The sequence below is a fragment of the Nocardia higoensis NBRC 100133 genome, assembly GCF_000308595.1.
Lineage (GTDB): Bacteria > Actinomycetota > Actinomycetes > Mycobacteriales > Mycobacteriaceae > Nocardia > Nocardia higoensis.
In genome coordinates, this window is sequence record NZ_BAGA01000073.1 from 88,454 (window position 1) to 106,162 (window position 17,709).

The window sequence follows — 17,709 nt, forward strand, 5'->3', positions numbered from 1 at the left end:
CTTCCGCCCGTCCGGGCCTACGCTCTCGATGTAGCGGATACAACCCACGTCCTGTTCGTAACCGAACGGGTATACGCCGGCCGCGCTGAGGGGTGCCGGAATCGTGTCATGTACCGCAACCGTCCCGTACCGGCGTTGATCTCGGTGTAGCTCCTGAGCCCACACCGGATGCGTGCACGGTCAGCGAGTTGCGATCGGCTATCCGCGTCCTGGCTGTATCGCGGGCCGGGCTCCGGTAGCAGTCAGCAGCGCGGCGAAGGCGAGGGGCATGATGGTCTGATAGCCGATCCACAGCTCGCCGGCCGAGTGGCCGGATTGTCGCGCAAGCGATAGGGCCGCCGCCGTCACTACGAGCCAGCCGGTGTCATAGGCCACCATCAGGCGCAGGTAGGTCCTGACCGGACGGCGACGCAGGTATCCGAGCTCGACGCCGCCTCCGATGAAAAGCGCGAGCCCGCAGGTGATCATCAGCCAGGGCTGCACCCCGAGCCGATGACCCAGGGCTTCGGCGTCGAGGGTGTAGACGCCGGCGAGCAGTATCTTGACCGCACCGTCGGCGATGATTCCCAGAGTCTGTCCTGTGACCGGCACGAGGTGTTCGCGAGTCATCGGCGCACCTGCTCCGGGGATGGCTGGATCCGCCCGGTGGTCCGGGGACTCTCGGCAGTCGCGGATCCGATGATCGTGATGATTGCCAGCGCGAACGCGACCAGGGCGCAGCCGGTTCGGGTGAAGTGGAACAGTTCCCAGCGTCGCAGGATCTCGGTGTAGTCGGCGGGCAAGGCATCCACCCGCCAGTGCTTGATCCGCTGATTGATCGGCACGTTCCCCCATCGGGTCACCACGAACGAGGCGAACACCAACGACGAGGCACTCGCAGCGATCCAACGCTGCCGATGGGTCGATCGGATCGCGAGCAGCAGGGTGCTCGCGGCCGCCAGAGCCATCAGCGATTGCATGACCGGGCCGTTGACCCGCATGAGCGCGGTGTGGAACGTGAACCGTACATCGAGGGGCACTTCACGGAACGCATACAGCACGTTCACCGCGCCGTATCCGAACGCTCCGGCCAACAGGCCGGGGAACAACAACGCGGCTCCCCTGACGGATTTCGACAGCATCAACCACTCCACTCCTATCGCAACATCGAGTTGCGATATCGTCAGCATGCCCGCCTGTCTCCGATATCGCAACTAGGAGTTGCAATGGGTTCTTCCGCGTCCCTGGGACGTGGCGCCAAGGTGCGCTCCGCCGTGCTCGCGGCGACCATCGACGAGCTGAGCGAACGAGGTTATGCCGCTTTCACGATCGAAAACGTCGCCCACCGCACCGGGGTGCACAAGACCACCGTCTACCGGCGATGGCCCGACCGTGAGACCCTGATCGCCGAGGCGTTGACCGACAGCGTCGCCATCGAGATCCCCGTTCCCGACACCGGTTCGATCGACGATGATCTGTGCGCGCTCGCACGCAGCCTCGTCACGTGGGTCAACAGCGCCTCCGGCCGAGCGGTGCTGGCCGTGCTGGTCTCCACCGCCGCGGGCCTGCCCGCACCGCCCAATTCTGCTCGACATGTCTTCCGCGACAGGATTCGGCAGACCCTGCCGGTGGTGACGCGGGCAATCGCGCGCGGTGAGCTTCCCGACGGTACGAACCCTGCTGAGATGATCAAAACCCTTGTGGCGCCGATCTATTTCCGCGTCCTGATCACCGGTGAACCGGTCGATGACAAGACCGCCGACGCCGCCGCTACATTGGCTCTGACAGCCGCACGTACTCGCCAGTTCGTCGATCGATGAACACACTCGTAGCCGCTGAGAAATCGATCGTGGTCGGAAAGACGATTCGCAGCCCGGCGCGCTCAATGCTGCGGGTACGAACGGATCTGGGGCGAGAAGGCTTCCGGCGAACCAGCTCGGCGTCCGGAATGGGACGAATGCTTCGAGCGCCTGCGTCGCGGTGACGAGTTCGTCATCACCCGGCTGTCGCGGCCGGACCGGTGGCCGGCCTCACGCCCTGACCGAACTCCAGATGAGCACGCCGAGCTCGCGGTCGGGTGTTGTGTGGGACCGCCGGTCCCATATATTCTGGATCACGCCACGCAGCTCGCGTGCGCACGGCCGGCGTCGCATCGCCGGCGAAAACGAGGAGGCATCGATGACGCTGTCCGAATCGGCGAGCACAGGATTGTTCGATCAGGCCTACCGGGAAGCGCTGGCGACGCTCTCCGACGGGTCGGTGCACCGAAAGTTCGACCCCTATCTCGATATCGATTGGGATGCACCGGAATTCGCCATAGACCCGAACGACCCGAGATGGGTTCTCTCGGCCGACCACGACCCGCTCGGCGCGACCAGGTGGTACCGCGATCTGGCGATCCACCGGCAGATCGAGATCGGGCGGTGGCGCACCGCCAACGCGATCAAGGTCGGTGCGGCCTTCGAGAGTGTGCTCATCCGCGGGGTGATGCAGTACATCATGAAGCTGCCCAACGGGTCCCCGGAGTTCCGGTACTGCCTGCACGAGATGACCGAAGAGTGCAACCACATCCAGATGTTCCAGGAGCTGGTCAACCGCATCGGCGACGATGTGCCCGGCATGCGGCCCGTCTTCCGCGCGCTTTCCCCCTTCATCGGCGTCGCGGGCGGCTTCGCCCCGGTCATCCTGTTCATCGGGATCCTCGGTGGCGAGGAGCCGATCGACCATTACCAGAAGGCCTTGCTGCGCGAAGGCGCGAACCTACCGCCCGCGGTCCGGCGCACGATGCAGATCCACATCGCCGAGGAAGCGCGCCACATCAGCTTCGCCGACAAGTTCCTCGAGGCGCACGTGGCCCACATGTCCCCGGCGGGCCGGGCAGCGGCCGCTATCGCCTTTCCGCTGGTGATGCGCTGGCTGGCCGGCGAGATCATGGTGCCGCCGCGGTCGTTCGCGCGGAAGTTCGGCATCCCGCGTGAGGTATTCGACGAAGCGTTCTGGCACGCGCCGCATTCGCGGCGGATCCTGTCCGGCTACTTCGGTGACGTACGCAAGCTGGCCGAGGATCTGGGCTTGATGACGCCCGTCGGAAAGAAGCTGTGGTCGCTGCTCCACATCGACGGCGAGCCCTCGCGGCATCGAGGGGAGCCCGTCCGAAGGATCGCCTGACCGGAGCCGGACTCAGCGCGGCGTCCGGACCGCGGACAGCCGGGTGAGTGCGGACAGCAACGGCTCATCCGGGTCGAGATCCAGGTTCTGCGCGCGGGCGGCGCCGTCGAGCACGCTCCAGGCATAGCCCGCGAGTTCGCCGATCAGCCGCTCCCGGCTCAGTGTGCGCTCCGGGCTGCGCACCCAGCGGGTCACGGTGGCCTCGGTCATCGACACGATCGCGAAGGTCATCGTGTCGACCACCGGCTCGTCCACCACACCGACCACTCCGGCCAGCCCCGACACCAGCTCACGGGTGTCGGCCGCGATCCGGTCCTTCAGGCTGCTGATGCCGTCCACGTCGTCCGGGTCGCCGTAGGCGGGTCCGCGGCGGAGGAACTCGTAGAGCCCGGCGTGCTGGTCGATCCAGTCCACGACCACGGCGACGGTGCGGTGCAGGATCTCGTCGATGGAGCCGACCGAGACGTCCAGCGCCGCGGCCAACGTCTCGGCGAACCGGTCGGCAATGGCCGTCCTGGTCCGCCGATCCAATTCGTCACGTCCGGAGAACTGCCGGTAGACCACCGATTTCGCGAGCCCCGCCCGCTCGGTGATCCGCTGCATCGGCACCTCGGCGCCGGGTGGGCTCTCCTCGAGCAATTCGACGAGCGCCGCGACGATCCGCTCCCGCCGCCCCTCGTTGTGCGGCTGCCAGCGCGCCCGCCTGCCGCCGGCCGGCGGATCCGGTGGGTCGAGGGTCGGCACGCACCCGAGTCTAGAGCAGGGCTGACACACTCTGGACCCGATCACAAGGGGTATCGGGTGAGTTCGTCGGGTATCACAAACACTGCCGGTACCCGGTCGATACTCGCGTGAGGGCCGTTAGGTTGAAGCGCTGCGCTACTCGGGCGGAAGGAATCTCCATGACCCCACCCCCCACGACCGATCCGGACCTGATCGTCTCCGGCCGGCCCGCTTCCACACACCTGAGGGATGTTCGCACGATTTCGCGCCGGATGGTCGGGCACTTCGTCCAGAACGTCGCGCCCTGCGGGACGCTGCCCGGCGAGGCGCTCAGCGGTGATGTGACCGCCGTCACCCGGGTGTGTCTCCAACTGGCGATGCGGATGCTCGACGGCGACGAGATCGGCGAGGACATCGACAGCGTCGCCACCGCCGCCGCGGGCTGGGCGCGCGAGGGCATCCCGATCGACACCATCCAGCACGCCATCCACGAAGGCTTCAAACTCAGCTTCGAGGTGATCCAATCCCAGGCCAGCGCACAGGATTACGAGAGCCTGGTGAAAGTCGCGCGCCGGTTCATGGAAATCCTCGACACCGTGACTGCGGCCGTCTCCTCGGCCTACGTGCGCGAGCTGCGCGCGGTGGTGAGCGAGCATCACACCGCGGCGCACACGCTGACCTCGGCGTTGCTGGCGGGCAACAGCACCTCGACCATGGTGCGTGAATGCGGCATACCGCTGGCCGAGGAGTACCACGTTGTGGCGCTGGCCATTCCGCCGCACCGCGACGAGCGCAATCCGGCGCTGGACGCCGGTGTCGTGGCCAGGCGCAAACTGCGCAGACTGCAAGCGGAACTCGCGACCAGATGCGGCGAGACCGCCCTGTCACTGCTGAGCGTGGACGGCGGCACCGTCCTCATCCCGGTCCCCACCTGTGCCGACCGGGACCTCGACGAGCTGGTCGCCGGGTTGTCGACGGCCGCACAGGTGCCGGTCCGCGCGACCGTCGTGGCAGCCGCGCCCGCGGAGATCCCGCAGGCCGCCGACCAGGCGCACGAGCTGCTGGACATGGTGCATCGGATGCACTGCGAGTCGGGACTGTATCGATTCACCGACCTGGCGCTGGAGTACCAGCTCACGCGGCCCGGCCCGGCACTGGAGTTCCTGGGCGCGCTGCTCGATCCGCTCGAGGAGTACCCGGAGTTGCTGGAAACACTGCGCGTGCACATCGCCACCAACCTCAACCGGCAGCGCACGGCCAGACTGCTGCACGTGCACACCAACACCGTCGACTACCGGCTCAAGCGGATCGGCCAGCTGATCGCCTTCGATCCGACCAAGCCGGCCGGCCTGTGGTATCTGCGATCGGCCCTGGTCGCCCGCACGCATCACGTCAACGAACGCCCGGCGGCGCACGATTTCGCGGATTCCCCCGTGCGCATCGGCAGGCGCGCCTGACTCCCGCCGGTCACCGTGGCACGGTGACCGGCGCCAGGCAGCCGGCGATCCCGTCGACCAGCGAGCACAGGCGCGGGTCGCGGGTGGGCCGGTAGTCGGCGGGGACGCCGCCCGCCCGGGTGATCTCGCGGTAGGCCGCCACGGCATCGGTGGGTCTGCGGGTAAGCGTCGGGTCGGTGCGCACGTCGACCGTGTAGAGGCCGAAACGCGTACGGTAGGAACCCCACTCGAAGTTGTCGGTCAGAGTCCAGTAGTTGTAACCCATCACAGTCATGCCGTCGGCTACGGCACGTTGCAGCCAGTAGGCGGTGTCGCGCAGGTGATCGGCGCGACCGTAGCCGTCGGCGCGCGGCTGCCCGTCATCGGTGGGCATGCCGTTCTCCACGATGTAGAGCGGTTTGCCGGGAAATGCTCGGGCGTAATGGCGCAGGGCGTAGTAGATGCCCTCGGCGTGCAACGGGTTCTTCCAGAGTTCCGCGATGCTCCACTCGCCGGTCAGCGCGTCGGGGGAGAGGCCGTAGTAGTAGTCGATCCCGATGTAGTCCAGCCGGGCGGCGATCTTGTCCAGCAGCGGCTTGTTGACGAGGTCTTCGACGGCCGGGATGTAGGGCACGTTGCTCGTGACCATCGCGCCGGGCTGCACGGCGTGGATATGGTCGTAGATCGCATTGTGCGCCTGGGCGATCCGGTCGTGCATGGCCGGCGCGTCGCCGGCCGCGAGACCACCGAGGGTCACCTCCCTGACCTGGTAGACCATCGGCTCGTTGAAGGTCACCCACAGCGGATCGGCGTACGCGTAGCGGTCGACAACCCGGCGCGCGTTGGCGAGCCAGGATGCCACCATCCCCGAATCGCCCCAGCCGCCGCGGTCCACCTGCCAACCCGGATACACCCAGTGGTCCAGCGTGATCATCGGCCGCATCCCCGCCGCCCGGATCGAGGCGACCACGTCGTCGTAGAACCGGAAACCTGCTTCGTCCCAGGTGTCCGGCGCGGGCTGCACCCGTGCCCATTCGATGCCGATGCGATACACCCGCACACCCAGTTCCGCGGCGAGCGCGATATCGGAACGGTACCGGCCGTGGAAATCCACCGAGTTCTGGTAAGGATCCTCGGTTCTTCCCCGGGCGACATAGCGCGACCAGTTGCTGTCCGGGGCGTCCCCTTCGGATTGGAAGCCGGAAGAGGCCACGCCCCAGAGGAAATCCTGCCCGACCGGGGCGATCGCATCGGGTGCGGGCACGCTGCTCGCAGGCCCCGGATTGCCGCTGACGAGCAGAGTGAAGGTGGTCGCCAGGCCGGCGAGAGTCAGTCGGCGACGAGAAGACATCATGCTCCTGGTTCCGAGGCGGGGGAGTCCGGTCCTGGGCCGACGAATCCCATCCCGGCGGGGTAGGGGGTCACTTGCAAGGCAGTATTCCGCGCGGGGGAGTGCGGTGAGCCCGTCATCGGCAATTACGTTGTGGGGCAGCTGTTCTCGATGCGAGCCGGAGCTGCTCGCGATGTTGCGGGTGCCGGGACCGGTTCATCCGAGATCGACAAAAGCCAATGTCGGTACGTAGATATGCGCATCTAACTATATAAATCCACCCTTCACCCACAACCCGAACCTCCGACCTCACGCCCAAAACAAACAAAGACAAGCGGGGGCGGGGTCTGCAGTCCAGCCGAACTCGCAGTACCGCCACGAGAGTGGCAGACCGTTCTGTTGCGGCTGGACTGCCGGCGCGCGTGGTGACCGGTACGGTCGATTCCGACCGAGTGAAGATTCGACAGGTGGTGTGCCGGCGATGGATCCATCGCGCTGTGTAGTGCTCGTGCCGGTGGGTGGCTATATCGAGCCCGAGTGCGCGCGCGGGCTGCAGGAATTGGAGCGGCGTGGCTTTCCGGTTCGTCGGGTGCCGGGTTTCTCCGCTATCGACCAGGGACGCAGCCAGATGGCCACCGACGCTCTGGCGGACGGGTTCGACGAGCTCATGTGGATCGACTCGGACATCGGCTTCGATCCGGATGCCGTGGATCTGCTGCGTTCCCACGACCTGGCGCTGGTGTCGGGTATCTATCCGAAGAAGGGGCTGCGTGAACTGGCGTGCAGTCTCATGCCGGACACCGAGCGGATCGACTTCGGGGAAGCCGGTGGTCTGCTCGAGATCCGCTATGCGGCCGCCGGATTCTTGTACACCCGGCGAGAGCTCTACGAGAAGATGGCCGTGCACGAAGGCCTGCCGGTCTGCAATCGACGGTTCGGACGCGGCACCGTCCCGTATTTCCTGCCGCTGCTACTGCCGCAGGGAAAGCGTGACCACTGGTATCTGGGCGAGGATTACGCGTTCTGCGAGCGCGCTCGCCGCAGTGGGTTCGGCGTCTTCGCCGACACCCGAATCCGGCTGGAGCACATCGGCCGCCACGGTTACACCTGGGAGGACGCGGGCAGCACACGCGATCGGTTCGCGACCTATACGTTCTACGTGACCTAGCCACCGGTGCGTTGCCGGAGTGCCGACCGGCGCGCTACCGGGCCTCGGTCAAGGTGGCGTGGACGTAGTTGTGGTCGGAGCGGTCGCCGCTGTTGTCGACATCGGCGTCGGCGATCCGCAGCCCTCGGACGACGATGTGGTCGATGTCGCGGGAGCGGCCCGGTTCCGACCGGGGGCGGGTCGGCCGGGCGGAAGCGGGGAGTGTGGCGACGGTGAATTCGGGCAGGTGCGCGGCCACGGCTTCGCGGGAGGTGTTGAAGTCGCCGAGGATGACCATGGGAGTTCCGGGGTGGGCGCGGGCGAAGCGGGCCAGGCGGTCGAGCTGGCCGCGATTGCGCCGGGCCCCGCTGAGATGCGTTGCCACCACTATCGGTTCGCCGACCTGGACGGCGAGGACGCCTTTGCCGGGATCGTCGGGGAATGCTTCGGCGGCGATCTTCCGGGCGGGCTGGTCGAGGATCAGCACCAGGTACTCCGCGGGCTCGGTGAGTTCGGCGGCGACCCGCCGCGGCGTGGGCATGCGGGGATAGCGGAAGTGCAGCACGGTGCGGTCGGGAAGGGCTATGCGCAGGCTGTTGAGCAGATCGCCGCTGACCTCCTGGAGGGCGATGATCTGCTCGGGTCTGCCCGCGATCCATTCGGTGACCGCGGTGATGCGCGCGGCTTCGTCCGGCCACCGCTGCGGCGCCTCCTCACCCCAATTGTCGGCGTGGATGCGGTGCAGGACGTTCCAGGTGGCGACCGTGATCATCGTGAACCGATGCTACCGATTCGTGCGCGCTCGTCGCGGTTCCCGGTGTGTGGCGGGCGAATCGTGCCAAGATGGCGAAATGGCCGCGAACCCGTTGCCCAGGATTGCCCGTCGGCTCGCGCAGTGGCGGTGGGTGATGCGCACCGGCCCGGTGGTGATGCGGTTGGAACGGCTGTCCCGGCGATTGAGCGGCGGCCGTATGGGGGTGCTCGATCTTGCCGGCCTGCCTGCTCTGGAACTGACGGTGCCAGGCCGCAAGACGGGCATAGCGCGGACCACCGCGCTGCTGTATGTGCCGCTGGACGGGGACTATCTCGTTCTGGGATCGAACTGGGGCAAGCCTGCCCACCCGGTGTGGTCGGCGAATCTGCGCGCTGCCGAGACCGCTGTCGTGCACGCCGGTGGTGAGCGGTTCCGGGTCCGGGTCGTGGAGGTGACCGGTCCGCGCCGGAGGGAACTGTGGGACCGGGCGGTGCGCTATTGGCCGGGTTACGCGATGGAGTGCGAGCTTTCGGGTGGGCGCGAGTTCCGGATGTTCGAATTGCGGCGGATCTACGGCGCTGGAGAGTCCGGTGCGGCAAGTTCGACCGAGTGAGCGCGGATCACGTCGAGGACTTCCGGTAGCGAGGTATATCCGTCGGAGGCCAGGAAGTGCCCGGCACCGGTAGGTCGGGGCGCGGCTGTGGCGGCGGCGACACGCAGGGGGCAGGCTGGAGAGGGAACTGGATCGGGCTGCTCTCTAGGAGATGACGACGATGATGTTCTGGTACGGCCACGACATGAGCGGATGGGGATACGCCTGGATGAGCATCGGGACGGTGCTGTTCTGGGCGCTGCTGATCGCGGGCATCGTGCTGTTGGTCAGATACGCCATGGCGTCCGACAGCCGTCAGCCGCCCGCGCCGCCCGGGCCGCCGCCCTTCGGTCCGGAGCAGGTTCTGGCCGATCGGTTCGCTCGCGGTGAGATCGACCGAGACGAGTATCTGGACCGGTTGAACACTCTGCGCGGGCCCGGTGCGCCTCCACCCCGGTAGGCGGTAGCCCGATGTCCGGGATGCCGTTGCCTGAGTCGATCGTGACGGCGGGCGGTATCGGAGGCATGCGGTATTCGTCGGCTCTGGTCGCCTCGCGGCAGCCCCCGGCGTATGTGGATCGGCGACGGACAGCGGGGATTCGGGGTGGTCGGTCAGGCGGGCCGAGCGTCGCGTGCCAGCGCACACCAGGTGGTAGTTCAGAGTCCGAGTTTGGTGACGGCGTTGTCCTGGAGTGGGTCGGCGGTGCGGATGTAGCCGTGCACGGTGCGCGGGTTGGACCAGCGTCCTTGGCGCATGATCTCACGGTCGCCTGCGCCGCCGAGCGCGGCTTGGGTGGCGAAGCCCGCGCGCAGGGAGTGGCCGGAGAACAGAGCCGGGTCGAGTCCGGCGCGGGCGGCGTAGCGTTTGACGAGCTCGGCGATGGCGCGACCGGACATGGGGCGCTCACCGATATGGCCGTGGCGGGTGATGGTGGGCAGCAGGGGCTTTTGGTCGTATTCGGCGGGTAGGCCGGTGAAGCTGTGGCAGCGGTGGATGGCGGCGTCGGGGCGCGGGCCGCGGCAGTGCTCCTGGACCGCGGCTGTTCCGCCGCGGTGGTGGGTTTGCAGGATTCGCAGCCAGTCGGCGTAGGCGCAGACCGGGCAGGTGTGCGGATGGCGGCCGCGGGGCAGGGCGACGCGGTGTTCGGCGGTGCCGGTGGGGTCGGTTTTGGTGGTGGGGAGGTGAATGAGCAACAGCGGTTCGCCGGTGCTGTGGTCGGTGCGCACTTCGATGTCGCCGATGCGGAGTCCGGCGAGTTCGCTGCGCCGGAGGGCGCCCGCGAAGCCGACGAGCAAGGCCAGGGCGTCGCGGCGGCGGGCGGGTTCGGTGGGCCAGCCGGGTTCGGGCAGGCCGTCGAGGAGTTGTTCGAGGGTGTGCAGCAGGACGGGGCGTTTTCTGGTGGGCGCGGTGCGCCGGGTGCGGCGGATGCCGCGCAGGGTCAGGCGCACGACATCGGAGCGGGTGGGGGAGGCGAGGCCGTTGGCGGCGTGCACCGCGGCGATGGCGGCCGATTTGCGTTCGAGGGTGGCGGGGCTGAAGGCCCAGCCGCCGTCTTCGCGGGTGGCGTCGGCGGCGGCGGCGAGGTAGACGGCGACGTCGAGGGGTTCGGCGGGCAGCGCTTGGCGCCCTTCGCCCGCGCACCATGCGGCCCATGCGATCCAGTCGGTTCGGTAGGCGCGCAGGGTGTTCGGCGATTGTGAGGCTTCGAGGTAGCGGCCGAGCGCGCCTGCCTGCCCGTCGTCGAACCGTTCGCGCACCAGGCGCAGGGCGGCCGTGTCGACGAGCACGCTGCCCACACCGCGGCGGAGTTCACCGCGCACGGAATCCGGTAGCGCGACGACTGTCGCCGATTCTGTCGTCACGCGCTCTCCTTCATGATCGTCGTGGGCAAGGGTTTCGCCGGTGCTGTGACGCGAGTTGCCCCGACCTGCCGTGGTCGGGGCAACGTCATGTGGGTGGGTGGTGTTCGGCGGCCGGGTGCGCCGACGGGCCTCCGTCTCAGCCCTTCAGGCTGGTGAGCAGTTTGCGGGTGCGTCCGGCGGCTTCGCCGCTGTCGAAGACGATGCCGACGAATTCGGTGGCGCCCGCGTCGAATACGCCGCGGACGCGTTCGGCGACCTGTTCCTCGGTGCCGACGATGGCCATGTCGGCGGGGCCGGTGACGCCTTCGCGGTCCATCATGGCGCGATAGGACGGGAGGCTGCCGTACATCCTGAAGACCTTGCCCGCGCGTTCGCGTGCGGCTTCGGGTTCGTCGGTGACCAGGACCGGGAGGGCGCAGACGATGCGCGGCGCGGTGCGGCCCGCGGCGTCGGCGGCCGCGGTGATGGTGGGGGCGATGTGCTCGCGGATGGTGGTGGGGCCGGTCATCCAGAGGATGGTGCCGTCGGTGGCTCGCCCGGCCAGTTTCAGCATCTGTTCGCCGAGTGCGGCGACGAGGACCGGGATGCGGCCCGCGTCGGGCACGGTGAGAGCCAGGTTGGCGGTGACGGTCTCGCCGGTGACCGACACCGGGTTGCCGTCGAGCAGCGGGTTCAGCACGTCGAGGTATTCGCGCATGTGCCGGACGGGGCGACCGAAGTCGTAGCCGTACATGTTCTCGATGACGATCTTGTGGGACAGGCCGATGCCGAGGGTGAGCCGGTCGGGTCCGACGGCGAGGGCGGTGCTGCGCGCCTGCTGGGCGAGGGCACCGGGGTGGCGCGGGTAGGTGGGGACGACGGCGGTGCCGATGGGGATTTCCGGGACCCGGCTGCCTGCGATGGCGAGGGCGGTGAGCGCGTCGACGCCGAAGACGTGCGGCAGCCATGCCGAGTCGAACCCGTCGTCGGCGGCCCGGCGCAGTTCGTCGGTGAACAGGCGCAGGCTGTCGGGGCCGGGGTGTTCGTTCAGCAGGATTCCGATCCGCACGGCGTCTCCTTCTCGTGGTCCCGGTGGGGGAGTCCGATCTTGGTACTTGCCCGAAGCCTACGCGTCGGCTCGTCCCCGTCGTGGGGCATCGGCTACCAGTACTGCGCGATGCGTGGTGTGGCGGTCGGGGATGCCGACGGGGTGGTTTGCCCACGGCGCGGAGCCTGTGGGATTGTGGTGCGTCATCTCTGTGAAAGGGCTGGTCGTGACGCTCGGCATGGTGCTCGGTGATCCCTCTTCTCGCGCTTCGACGCGGGAGCGGTAGCCTCGCCTGCCCTGAACGCACGTGCCTCGCGCTGGCGCGCGGGTCGTTGCTCCTGCTCCTCGTCGAAGTGATCTGCACGTTCCCGCACGCGATCACGAGGAGTACCTGGTGTCGACGATCCGATGGACCGAGACGAGCACGGCCCGTTCCGCCCGATGGCATTCCGAGAGCGCCGCACCGCCGCCCAGGCAGGTCGTCGGCGTGGACGACAGCATGAAGGCCGGCATCGCCTACCGGTTGGCCTGCGAAGGCACCGACCTGTTGTGGCGGGGCGACTTCCACAACGGCCGTCAGTTGTTGCGGGCGCTGGGTCGCCGCGTCGACCGCAAACCTGCCGGGCGAGGCGACAGCCCGGCCGAGTCCTTCCACCTGCATCGTCGGTCGCGTAACCACCGGGCGCGCGTGCTGGGCAGGTTGCTGGTTCTGCTGGACGACGATTACCGCCTGGATCTGCGTAGAGCTCCCGACGTGCGGGTGGCCTGCGCCGAGGCCTACGGGCCGTCCGGCGAGCCGCTGGCGGTCTCGTTGACCGAGTTGCTGGGGGTGATCGGGGCGCATCAGTGGCGGAGCAAGGGGGTGCGGGTGCCTGCTCTGGATGCGCGAATCCACCCGCACTACGGTGTGTTCTCCCCGGTCAGGGGTGAGTACGTCGATCTCGTCGCCGGTGCGCCGCTGCCCGCGTCGGGCACCGCTCGGGTCGCCTTCGACCTCGGCACGGGGACGGGTGTGCTCGCGGCCGTGCTGGCGCACCGCGGTTTCGGCCGTATCGTCTGCACGGACATCAGCCCGCGCGCTCTGGCTTGTGCCCGGGAGAACGTCGGCAGGCTGCGCCTGACCGACCGCATCGATGTCCACGGTCCGGCCCTTTACCCCGACGGTCGGGCCGACCTCGTCGTCTGTAATCCGCCGTGGATCCCCGCGCGGCCCACCTCCACCGTGGAGCAGGGCGTCTACGACCCGGACAGCGACATGCTGCGTGGCTTTCTGGACGGACTCGCCGATCATCTCGAACCGGGTGGCGAAGGCTGGCTCGTCTTGTCGGACCTGGCCGAACACCTGGGTCTGCGGTCACGTGGTGATCTGCTGAACGCGATCGCGGCGGCGGGGTTGCGGGTGGTGGACCGGATCGACACCGGTCCGGCGCATCCGCGAGCGCGGGACACCGCCGACCCGCTGCATTCGGCGCGGGCTGCGGAAGTCACGTCGCTGTGGCGTCTGGCCGTCCGCTGAGTCCGCGCGGGCCGCAACGGTTTCGGTGGCGGTGGACCGCTGCCGGGCGGTCCGGTGAGTTCAGCGCAGGACTCCCCGCGACTTCATCCCGCGGCAGTAGACGACGAGTCCTGTCGTCAGCAGTAGCACGCCGATGTCGAACACGGCCGGTTGCGGGCCGAGGGTATGCCAGCGGTCGCCGAATCCGAAGGTGAGGACGGCGAGGATCAGCAGCCCGAGCAGTCCGGTGGCGGCGGCCGGAACGGATCGTCGGCTGCGGGCGAGCAGCAGGATCGCGGCGAGGAGGGTGCTCCAGATGCCGATGGTCCAGAAGACGGCCGGTGCGAGTGGGTAGTCGGTGAAGTACCGGATCTGCGCGCTGTCGTAGTTCTGCGCACGGAAGTAGGTGGCGTTCTCGCTGAGCGCCATGGCGTGGTCGTAGGCGCCGACGCCGTAGAAGAAGACGGAGGCGCCGCCGACGACCCAGAGGTGCCAGGGGGTCGCGCGTGGCGTATCGGGCGTTGTTCCGGCCATTTTCGCGCTGCCCTCCGATCGCTTCATCGCGCGATGGGTTGATGAGGCCCGTGTTCGGGTTCGCCGAGTGATCAGTGTGCCGCGTGGTGTCGTGTCGAGGGTTCCGGCGCGCCCACGGGAAGATCACGAACCGGCGGCGCGGCGTGCGATGTCGGCCGGGGCGGCGGCGATGACGGCGTCGAGCGCGGCCATGGATTCCTCGAGGTCGGTGATGGCGCGAGCGATGCGGGTGCGCTCCCGGAGGAGCGTCAGCGCCATGAACGTGAACAAGGGATTCGCGACGCTTGCGGCATTGTGCGCGGGCGTCTTCGATCATCACCACCGTATGCCACGGGGGAGTAGAGAACACGCCGCGTAGGTGAGGACGGCTGGTCACTCTCCACCCACCGCGGCACAGTGTTTGCAGGTCGGGTCTGCAACACATGCCGTGTACGCGCCAACGTCAACCTGTCGGAGGTTTCCGATACATCCCCGGTCGGGAGAATCGGCAATGGGCGTGTGTCGACCACCGACCAGAACCCCGACGGGCAACGCGACGCGCTCACCGCGGCCGGCGTTCCTCGACAAGCTCGCCGCGCGACCGGAGTTGGACAGGCACTACTGGTCGCGACCCGGCCCGGCGACCAACTGGTGGTCACCGAACTCGACCGTCCGGGTCGCACTCTCGGGCATCTGATCGACCTCGCCGCCGATCTCGCCGAACGACAGGTGGATCCGGTGGTGCTCGATCAGGGCAGTTCAACTGAAATCTCCTTCTCCAGCGGGGCAGGTCGGGTGCGACCACCAACTGGATCGGCTCAACTCACGTGCGACCAGAGCAGTTCTGGTGCGACCGGACACACGTGACGTAGTTGGACGTCGGTACCACCGAGCACAGTTTTCGACACCCGTTCCGTCACTTTACGTTGCGTGTGCACACGCAAACGGAAGCGTGACGATATTGGCGGGTGCACCACCGGAACGCAGGGGCTCGCCGGAGCGCTCGGAGTCTGACCTCCGATAAGGTTCACTTATCGGAGGTCAGACTTGACGGAGTCGTCGGACGACATCGAGCGATATGTTCCGTCGTAATACGTTGGATTCAACGAAAACAACGCTACGATTCTCCGGTGTCCAGCGTGTGCAACTACCCCGGCTGTCATCGACCCATCACCCGCGGCGGGGGCCCGGGCCGGCCCTCGGAATACTGCGATCACCCCGACCACACCCGCTGGCGGGCCTGGCGTGAGCGGCAGAGGCTGCAGCAGGGAGCTGATCAGCCCCCCGGCGCAAACGTCACTGTGACGCAACAAGGCCCGGTGACGGCCGCGCGGTTGCGTGCCGATGAACTGCTCACCCAATTCCGGAATCTGGCCGAGCAGCTGAACACCACCCTCGGCTCGGCGGTGGCCGAACTGTCCACGCTCGCCGATCCCTCGGTGGCTGAGGCGCAGGTCCAGGCCGTGCAGGCCGATGCGGCCCGACGGATCGCCGAGGCGGAGATGGCGGCGGCGGCGGCCGAGCAGGCGCGCAGAGAAGCCGATGAGGAAAGGCGCGGGGCCATGGAGGCCGCCGACGATGCCGCGGCGGCGGCCGAGCGCGCCGAAGGGCTCATCGCGGAGGCGAATTCGGCGCGGGAGGAGGCACTGCGGGAAGTCGAACAGGTCGTGGCGCGGACCTCCGATGAGATCTTCGCCGTCCGCAGCGAGACCGAGGAGCAGATCAGGGCGGCGCGGCAGGAGGCGGAGCGGGAGATCGAGCGGATCAGGCAACAGGCCGAGGAGGACATCCGGGGCGCGCGGGCGAAAGCGACCACCGAGATCGAACAGGCGCGTCGCGAAGCCGCCCAGCAGATCACCGCCGCGGCGTCCGAACGGGACCTGGCGGTGCAACGCGCTGCCGACGCCGATCGTAGTGTCACCCGCACCGAGCAGATCGCCGCCGAACGTCAGCAACTGCTCGAGGAGACCCGCACCGAACTCTCCCGCCTCCGAGGCGAACTCGATCGGGCACGCGGCGAGCTGGATCGAGTCCGTGCCGAAGCCGACCACGCTCGCCGTGCGGCCGAGGCGGCTCTGGCAGCCCAGCGCAGCGAGGCCGCGGAAACGCTGGAGCGGGCGCGCGCCGATGCGGCACAGCGGATCACCGCGCTCGACGATGCCCGCGCGCAGACGCTCGCTCGCGCCGAGCGTGCCGAGCGTCAGCTGGACGATCTTCTGACACAGCGACGGCCGGTGAGTGCGACCGAACCGACGTAGATGAGTTCGCACCGGCGTCGGCCGGTCGGCGCGAACCGGCGCGCAGTGGCGAGGGGTCCGCAGAACCGGCCCGTGACCCGGATGGGTGGCGGTCGGCCGATGGGGATCAGTCGGTGCGCAGTCGTGCGTGCAGATGCATGTCGTGGCGGCCGTCGTGGTGACGCCCCGCGCCGCGCAGGGTGCCTTCGAGTGGGAAACCGCATTTGGCGGCGACGCGGCAGGACGGTTGGTTGAGCACCGAGTGGGTGAGTTCGATGCGTTCGAAACCGATGTCGTGGAAGGCCCACCGGATGAGCAGGTGCGCGGCGCGGGGTGCGACGGCTCGGCCGCGCCAGGCGGGCATCGTCCAGTAGGCCAGTTCGGTGACGCCTTCGGCGAGGTCGGTGCGGCGCAGTCCGATCCGGCCCGCCAGCTCGCCGCCGCAGGTGATGGCCCACTGACCGTGGCCGGTGGACCACGCCGAACGCCAGCGGGGCAGCCACTGCCGTACGTGGTCGATCGATTCCGCGGTGCGCACATGCCAGCGGCGGATCGCGCTGTCCTGGAACGCCTCGAAGACCGCGGACGCGTCGGTGTCGGCCCACGGTCGCAGTTGGAAGCCGTCGGTGTCGGTCAGTATCGGTTGCGGGGCAGTGAAGGCGGCAGGGTCGATCACCGGCGGCATCAACTCGGGCATCGGTTCATTGTCCGCCGGTCGGGATGCCGGCACAGCGGAGTCGGGGAAGTCCTGTGGCCGGAAGGTGTTGTGGCGAGACGGGACAGGCGACGTGCCGGGCATCGCGAAGGTGCCACGTTCGCCGCACGCACGCTTATATCATGGTGTTATGCCCGACAACTATGGTGGAAGGCAGGTCGCGTCGCAGGTCCGCGGTGGGCGGGAAGCGATGCTGGTGCTCGGTGCCGCGTCGGTGGTGCTGGGCGTGGTCGTGGCGCTGTGGCCGGACAAGTCGATGCCGATGCTCGAGCTCGTTGTCGGTGGTTATCTGGCGTTGAGCGCGGGTGTGCAGGCGGTGCTGGCGTGGGCGCGCGGTTCGGGTGGGCGCTGCGGGGGTTGCTGCTGATCAGTGCCGCGTTGACGGTCGTGCTCGCGGTGTTGTGTGTACAGGGCGGTAATTCGGTGCCGATGCTGTCGATGTGGCTGGGCACCGGCCTCGCACTGCGGGGAGTGACCCAGGCGACGGTGTCGGTGTGGGACGACCAGCTGGCCGATCCGGTGCGTCACGAACTGTCGGGGCTGTTGACGCTGGTGGTGGGTATCGTGCTGCTGCTCGTGCCGCTGGAGTCGACGGCGGCGTTCGGCTGGGCGACCGGGGCGGGGTGGGTCGTGCTCGGCGCGGTGGAATTCGCGCTCGCCGGGGTCGGGCGTGGCGAGACGCGGACGGCGTGGTCTCGGCGCGGGTCGATGAATCCGATCGCGTAGTCCC

General features: G+C 68.3%; 21 protein-coding genes. 11 read left to right on the forward strand and 10 right to left on the reverse strand.

Annotated features, from left to right (window positions below):
- Positions 1–198: 198 nt before the first annotated feature.
- Both ON26_RS11390 and ON26_RS11395 read right to left on the reverse strand, forming a co-directional pair.
- A complete protein-coding gene (locus ON26_RS11390; protein ID WP_040796026.1) occupies positions 199–609 on the reverse strand; it encodes a hypothetical protein in 411 nt (136 codons plus the stop codon).
- Complete coding sequence (locus ON26_RS11395) at positions 606–1,121, reverse strand: anthrone oxygenase family protein (RefSeq protein WP_051026956.1); 516 nt, start codon at positions 1,119–1,121, stop codon at positions 606–608. The genes ON26_RS11390 and ON26_RS11395 overlap by 4 nt, the downstream gene beginning before the upstream one ends.
- 132 nt (positions 1,122–1,253) lie before the next feature.
- Between ON26_RS11395 and ON26_RS11400 the strand changes: the two genes are divergently transcribed.
- Together ON26_RS11400 and ON26_RS11405 are read left to right on the forward strand one after the other, a co-directional pair.
- Entirely contained in the window at positions 1,254–1,799 is a 546-nt protein-coding gene (locus ON26_RS11400) for a TetR/AcrR family transcriptional regulator (protein WP_218000566.1), read from the forward strand.
- A 358-nt stretch (positions 1,800–2,157) separates the two neighbouring features.
- Positions 2,158–3,147, forward strand: a complete 990-nt coding sequence (locus ON26_RS11405) for an AurF N-oxygenase family protein (protein ID WP_040796071.1) — start codon at positions 2,158–2,160, stop codon at positions 3,145–3,147.
- A 12-nt stretch (positions 3,148–3,159) separates the two neighbouring features.
- Here ON26_RS11405 and ON26_RS11410 read toward each other — a convergent pair whose 3' ends face one another.
- Positions 3,160–3,891 (reverse strand): TetR/AcrR family transcriptional regulator, encoded by a 732-nt coding sequence (locus tag ON26_RS11410; protein ID WP_040796027.1) that lies wholly within the window; start codon positions 3,889–3,891, stop codon positions 3,160–3,162.
- A 158-nt stretch (positions 3,892–4,049) separates the two neighbouring features.
- Here ON26_RS11410 and ON26_RS11415 point away from each other — a divergent pair, with 158 nt between their 5' ends.
- On the forward strand, positions 4,050–5,327 hold the full coding sequence (locus ON26_RS11415; RefSeq protein ID WP_040796028.1) for a PucR family transcriptional regulator: 1,278 nt from the start codon (positions 4,050–4,052) through the stop codon (positions 5,325–5,327).
- Between the two features lie 10 nt (positions 5,328–5,337).
- Here ON26_RS11415 and ON26_RS11420 read toward each other — a convergent pair whose 3' ends face one another.
- Positions 5,338–6,660, reverse strand: a complete 1,323-nt coding sequence (locus ON26_RS11420; protein ID WP_040796029.1) for a family 1 glycosylhydrolase — start codon at positions 6,658–6,660, stop codon at positions 5,338–5,340.
- Positions 6,661–7,264: 604 nt separating this feature from the next.
- On the opposite strand from ON26_RS11420, the gene ON26_RS11425 reads away from it, so the two are divergent.
- On the forward strand, positions 7,265–7,804 hold the full coding sequence (locus ON26_RS11425; RefSeq protein WP_245545815.1) for a hypothetical protein: 540 nt from the start codon (positions 7,265–7,267) through the stop codon (positions 7,802–7,804).
- Between the two features lie 34 nt (positions 7,805–7,838).
- On the opposite strand, the gene ON26_RS11430 is transcribed toward ON26_RS11425, so the two are convergent.
- Positions 7,839–8,555 (reverse strand): endonuclease/exonuclease/phosphatase family protein, encoded by a 717-nt coding sequence (locus tag ON26_RS11430; RefSeq protein ID WP_040796031.1) that lies wholly within the window; start codon positions 8,553–8,555, stop codon positions 7,839–7,841.
- Between the two features lie 79 nt (positions 8,556–8,634).
- Here ON26_RS11430 and ON26_RS11435 point away from each other — a divergent pair, with 79 nt between their 5' ends.
- On the forward strand, positions 8,635–9,150 hold the full coding sequence (locus tag ON26_RS11435; protein ID WP_051026946.1) for a nitroreductase family deazaflavin-dependent oxidoreductase: 516 nt from the start codon (positions 8,635–8,637) through the stop codon (positions 9,148–9,150).
- Positions 9,151–9,301: 151 nt separating this feature from the next.
- Entirely contained in the window at positions 9,302–9,589 is a 288-nt protein-coding gene (locus ON26_RS11440; RefSeq protein WP_373280934.1) for an SHOCT domain-containing protein, read from the forward strand.
- A gap of 197 nt (positions 9,590–9,786) precedes the next feature.
- Here the strand turns inward: ON26_RS11440 and ON26_RS11445 are convergent, their stop codons facing one another.
- Together ON26_RS11445 and ON26_RS11450 are read right to left on the reverse strand one after the other, a co-directional pair.
- Positions 9,787–10,992, reverse strand: a complete 1,206-nt coding sequence (locus ON26_RS11445; protein WP_040796032.1) for a site-specific integrase — start codon at positions 10,990–10,992, stop codon at positions 9,787–9,789.
- A 136-nt stretch (positions 10,993–11,128) separates the two neighbouring features.
- Entirely contained in the window at positions 11,129–12,040 is a 912-nt protein-coding gene (locus tag ON26_RS11450; RefSeq protein WP_040796033.1) for an LLM class F420-dependent oxidoreductase, read from the reverse strand.
- Positions 12,041–12,413: 373 nt separating this feature from the next.
- Between ON26_RS11450 and ON26_RS11455 the strand changes: the two genes are divergently transcribed.
- A complete protein-coding gene (locus tag ON26_RS11455) occupies positions 12,414–13,535 on the forward strand; it encodes a methyltransferase (protein WP_040796034.1) in 1,122 nt (373 codons plus the stop codon).
- A gap of 60 nt (positions 13,536–13,595) precedes the next feature.
- On the opposite strand, the gene ON26_RS11460 is transcribed toward ON26_RS11455, so the two are convergent.
- Positions 13,596–14,075, reverse strand: coding sequence for a hypothetical protein (locus ON26_RS11460; protein ID WP_157171861.1), 480 nt, complete (start codon positions 14,073–14,075; stop codon positions 13,596–13,598).
- 96 nt (positions 14,076–14,171) lie between these two features.
- Complete coding sequence (locus ON26_RS34905; protein WP_281032389.1) at positions 14,172–14,306, reverse strand: hypothetical protein; 135 nt, start codon at positions 14,304–14,306, stop codon at positions 14,172–14,174.
- Between the two features lie 240 nt (positions 14,307–14,546).
- Here ON26_RS34905 and ON26_RS11465 point away from each other — a divergent pair, with 240 nt between their 5' ends.
- Positions 14,547–14,894: a recombinase family protein gene (locus ON26_RS11465; protein ID WP_051026947.1), complete on the forward strand. Its 348-nt coding sequence runs from the start codon at positions 14,547–14,549 to the stop codon at positions 14,892–14,894.
- Positions 14,895–15,346: 452 nt separating this feature from the next.
- Positions 15,347–16,285, forward strand: a complete 939-nt coding sequence (locus tag ON26_RS11470) for a coiled-coil domain-containing protein (protein WP_245545816.1) — start codon at positions 15,347–15,349, stop codon at positions 16,283–16,285.
- A 106-nt stretch (positions 16,286–16,391) separates the two neighbouring features.
- Here ON26_RS11470 and ON26_RS11475 read toward each other — a convergent pair whose 3' ends face one another.
- Entirely contained in the window at positions 16,392–16,961 is a 570-nt protein-coding gene (locus ON26_RS11475; protein WP_040796037.1) for a GNAT family N-acetyltransferase, read from the reverse strand.
- A gap of 148 nt (positions 16,962–17,109) precedes the next feature.
- On the opposite strand from ON26_RS11475, the gene ON26_RS11480 reads away from it, so the two are divergent.
- Together ON26_RS11480 and ON26_RS11485 are read left to right on the forward strand one after the other, a co-directional pair.
- Positions 17,110–17,346, forward strand: a complete 237-nt coding sequence (locus tag ON26_RS11480; protein ID WP_040796038.1) for a DUF308 domain-containing protein — start codon at positions 17,110–17,112, stop codon at positions 17,344–17,346.
- On the forward strand, positions 17,304–17,705 hold the full coding sequence (locus ON26_RS11485) for a DUF308 domain-containing protein (protein WP_157171862.1): 402 nt from the start codon (positions 17,304–17,306) through the stop codon (positions 17,703–17,705). The genes ON26_RS11480 and ON26_RS11485 overlap by 43 nt, the downstream gene beginning before the upstream one ends.
- Positions 17,706–17,709 lie beyond the last annotated feature (4 nt).

Bases quoted from the DNA above. Each gene is read 5' to 3' on its own strand.
- ON26_RS11405 (WP_040796071.1), top strand. From the start codon at position 2,158: ATGACGCTGTCCGAATCGGCGAGCACAGGATTGTTCGATCAGGCCTAC.
- ON26_RS11415 (WP_040796028.1), top strand. From the start codon at position 4,050: ATGACCCCACCCCCCACGACCGATCCGGACCTGATCGTCTCCGGCCGG.
- ON26_RS11435 (WP_051026946.1), top strand. From the start codon at position 8,635: ATGGCCGCGAACCCGTTGCCCAGGATTGCCCGTCGGCTCGCGCAGTGG.
- ON26_RS11430 (WP_040796031.1), bottom strand. From the start codon at position 8,555: ATGATCACGGTCGCCACCTGGAACGTCCTGCACCGCATCCACGCCGAC.
- ON26_RS11390 (WP_040796026.1), bottom strand. From the start codon at position 609: ATGACTCGCGAACACCTCGTGCCGGTCACAGGACAGACTCTGGGAATC.
- ON26_RS11460 (WP_157171861.1), bottom strand. From the start codon at position 14,075: ATGAAGCGATCGGAGGGCAGCGCGAAAATGGCCGGAACAACGCCCGAT.
- ON26_RS11475 (WP_040796037.1), bottom strand. From the start codon at position 16,961: ATGCCCGAGTTGATGCCGCCGGTGATCGACCCTGCCGCCTTCACTGCC.
- ON26_RS34905 (WP_281032389.1), bottom strand. From the start codon at position 14,306: ATGGCGCTGACGCTCCTCCGGGAGCGCACCCGCATCGCTCGCGCCATC.
- ON26_RS11480 (WP_040796038.1), top strand. From the start codon at position 17,110: ATGCCCGACAACTATGGTGGAAGGCAGGTCGCGTCGCAGGTCCGCGGT.
- ON26_RS11425 (WP_245545815.1), top strand. From the start codon at position 7,265: ATGGCCACCGACGCTCTGGCGGACGGGTTCGACGAGCTCATGTGGATC.
- ON26_RS11395 (WP_051026956.1), bottom strand. From the start codon at position 1,121: ATGCTGTCGAAATCCGTCAGGGGAGCCGCGTTGTTGTTCCCCGGCCTG.
- ON26_RS11440 (WP_373280934.1), top strand. From the start codon at position 9,302: ATGACGACGATGATGTTCTGGTACGGCCACGACATGAGCGGATGGGGA.
- ON26_RS11420 (WP_040796029.1), bottom strand. From the start codon at position 6,660: ATGATGTCTTCTCGTCGCCGACTGACTCTCGCCGGCCTGGCGACCACC.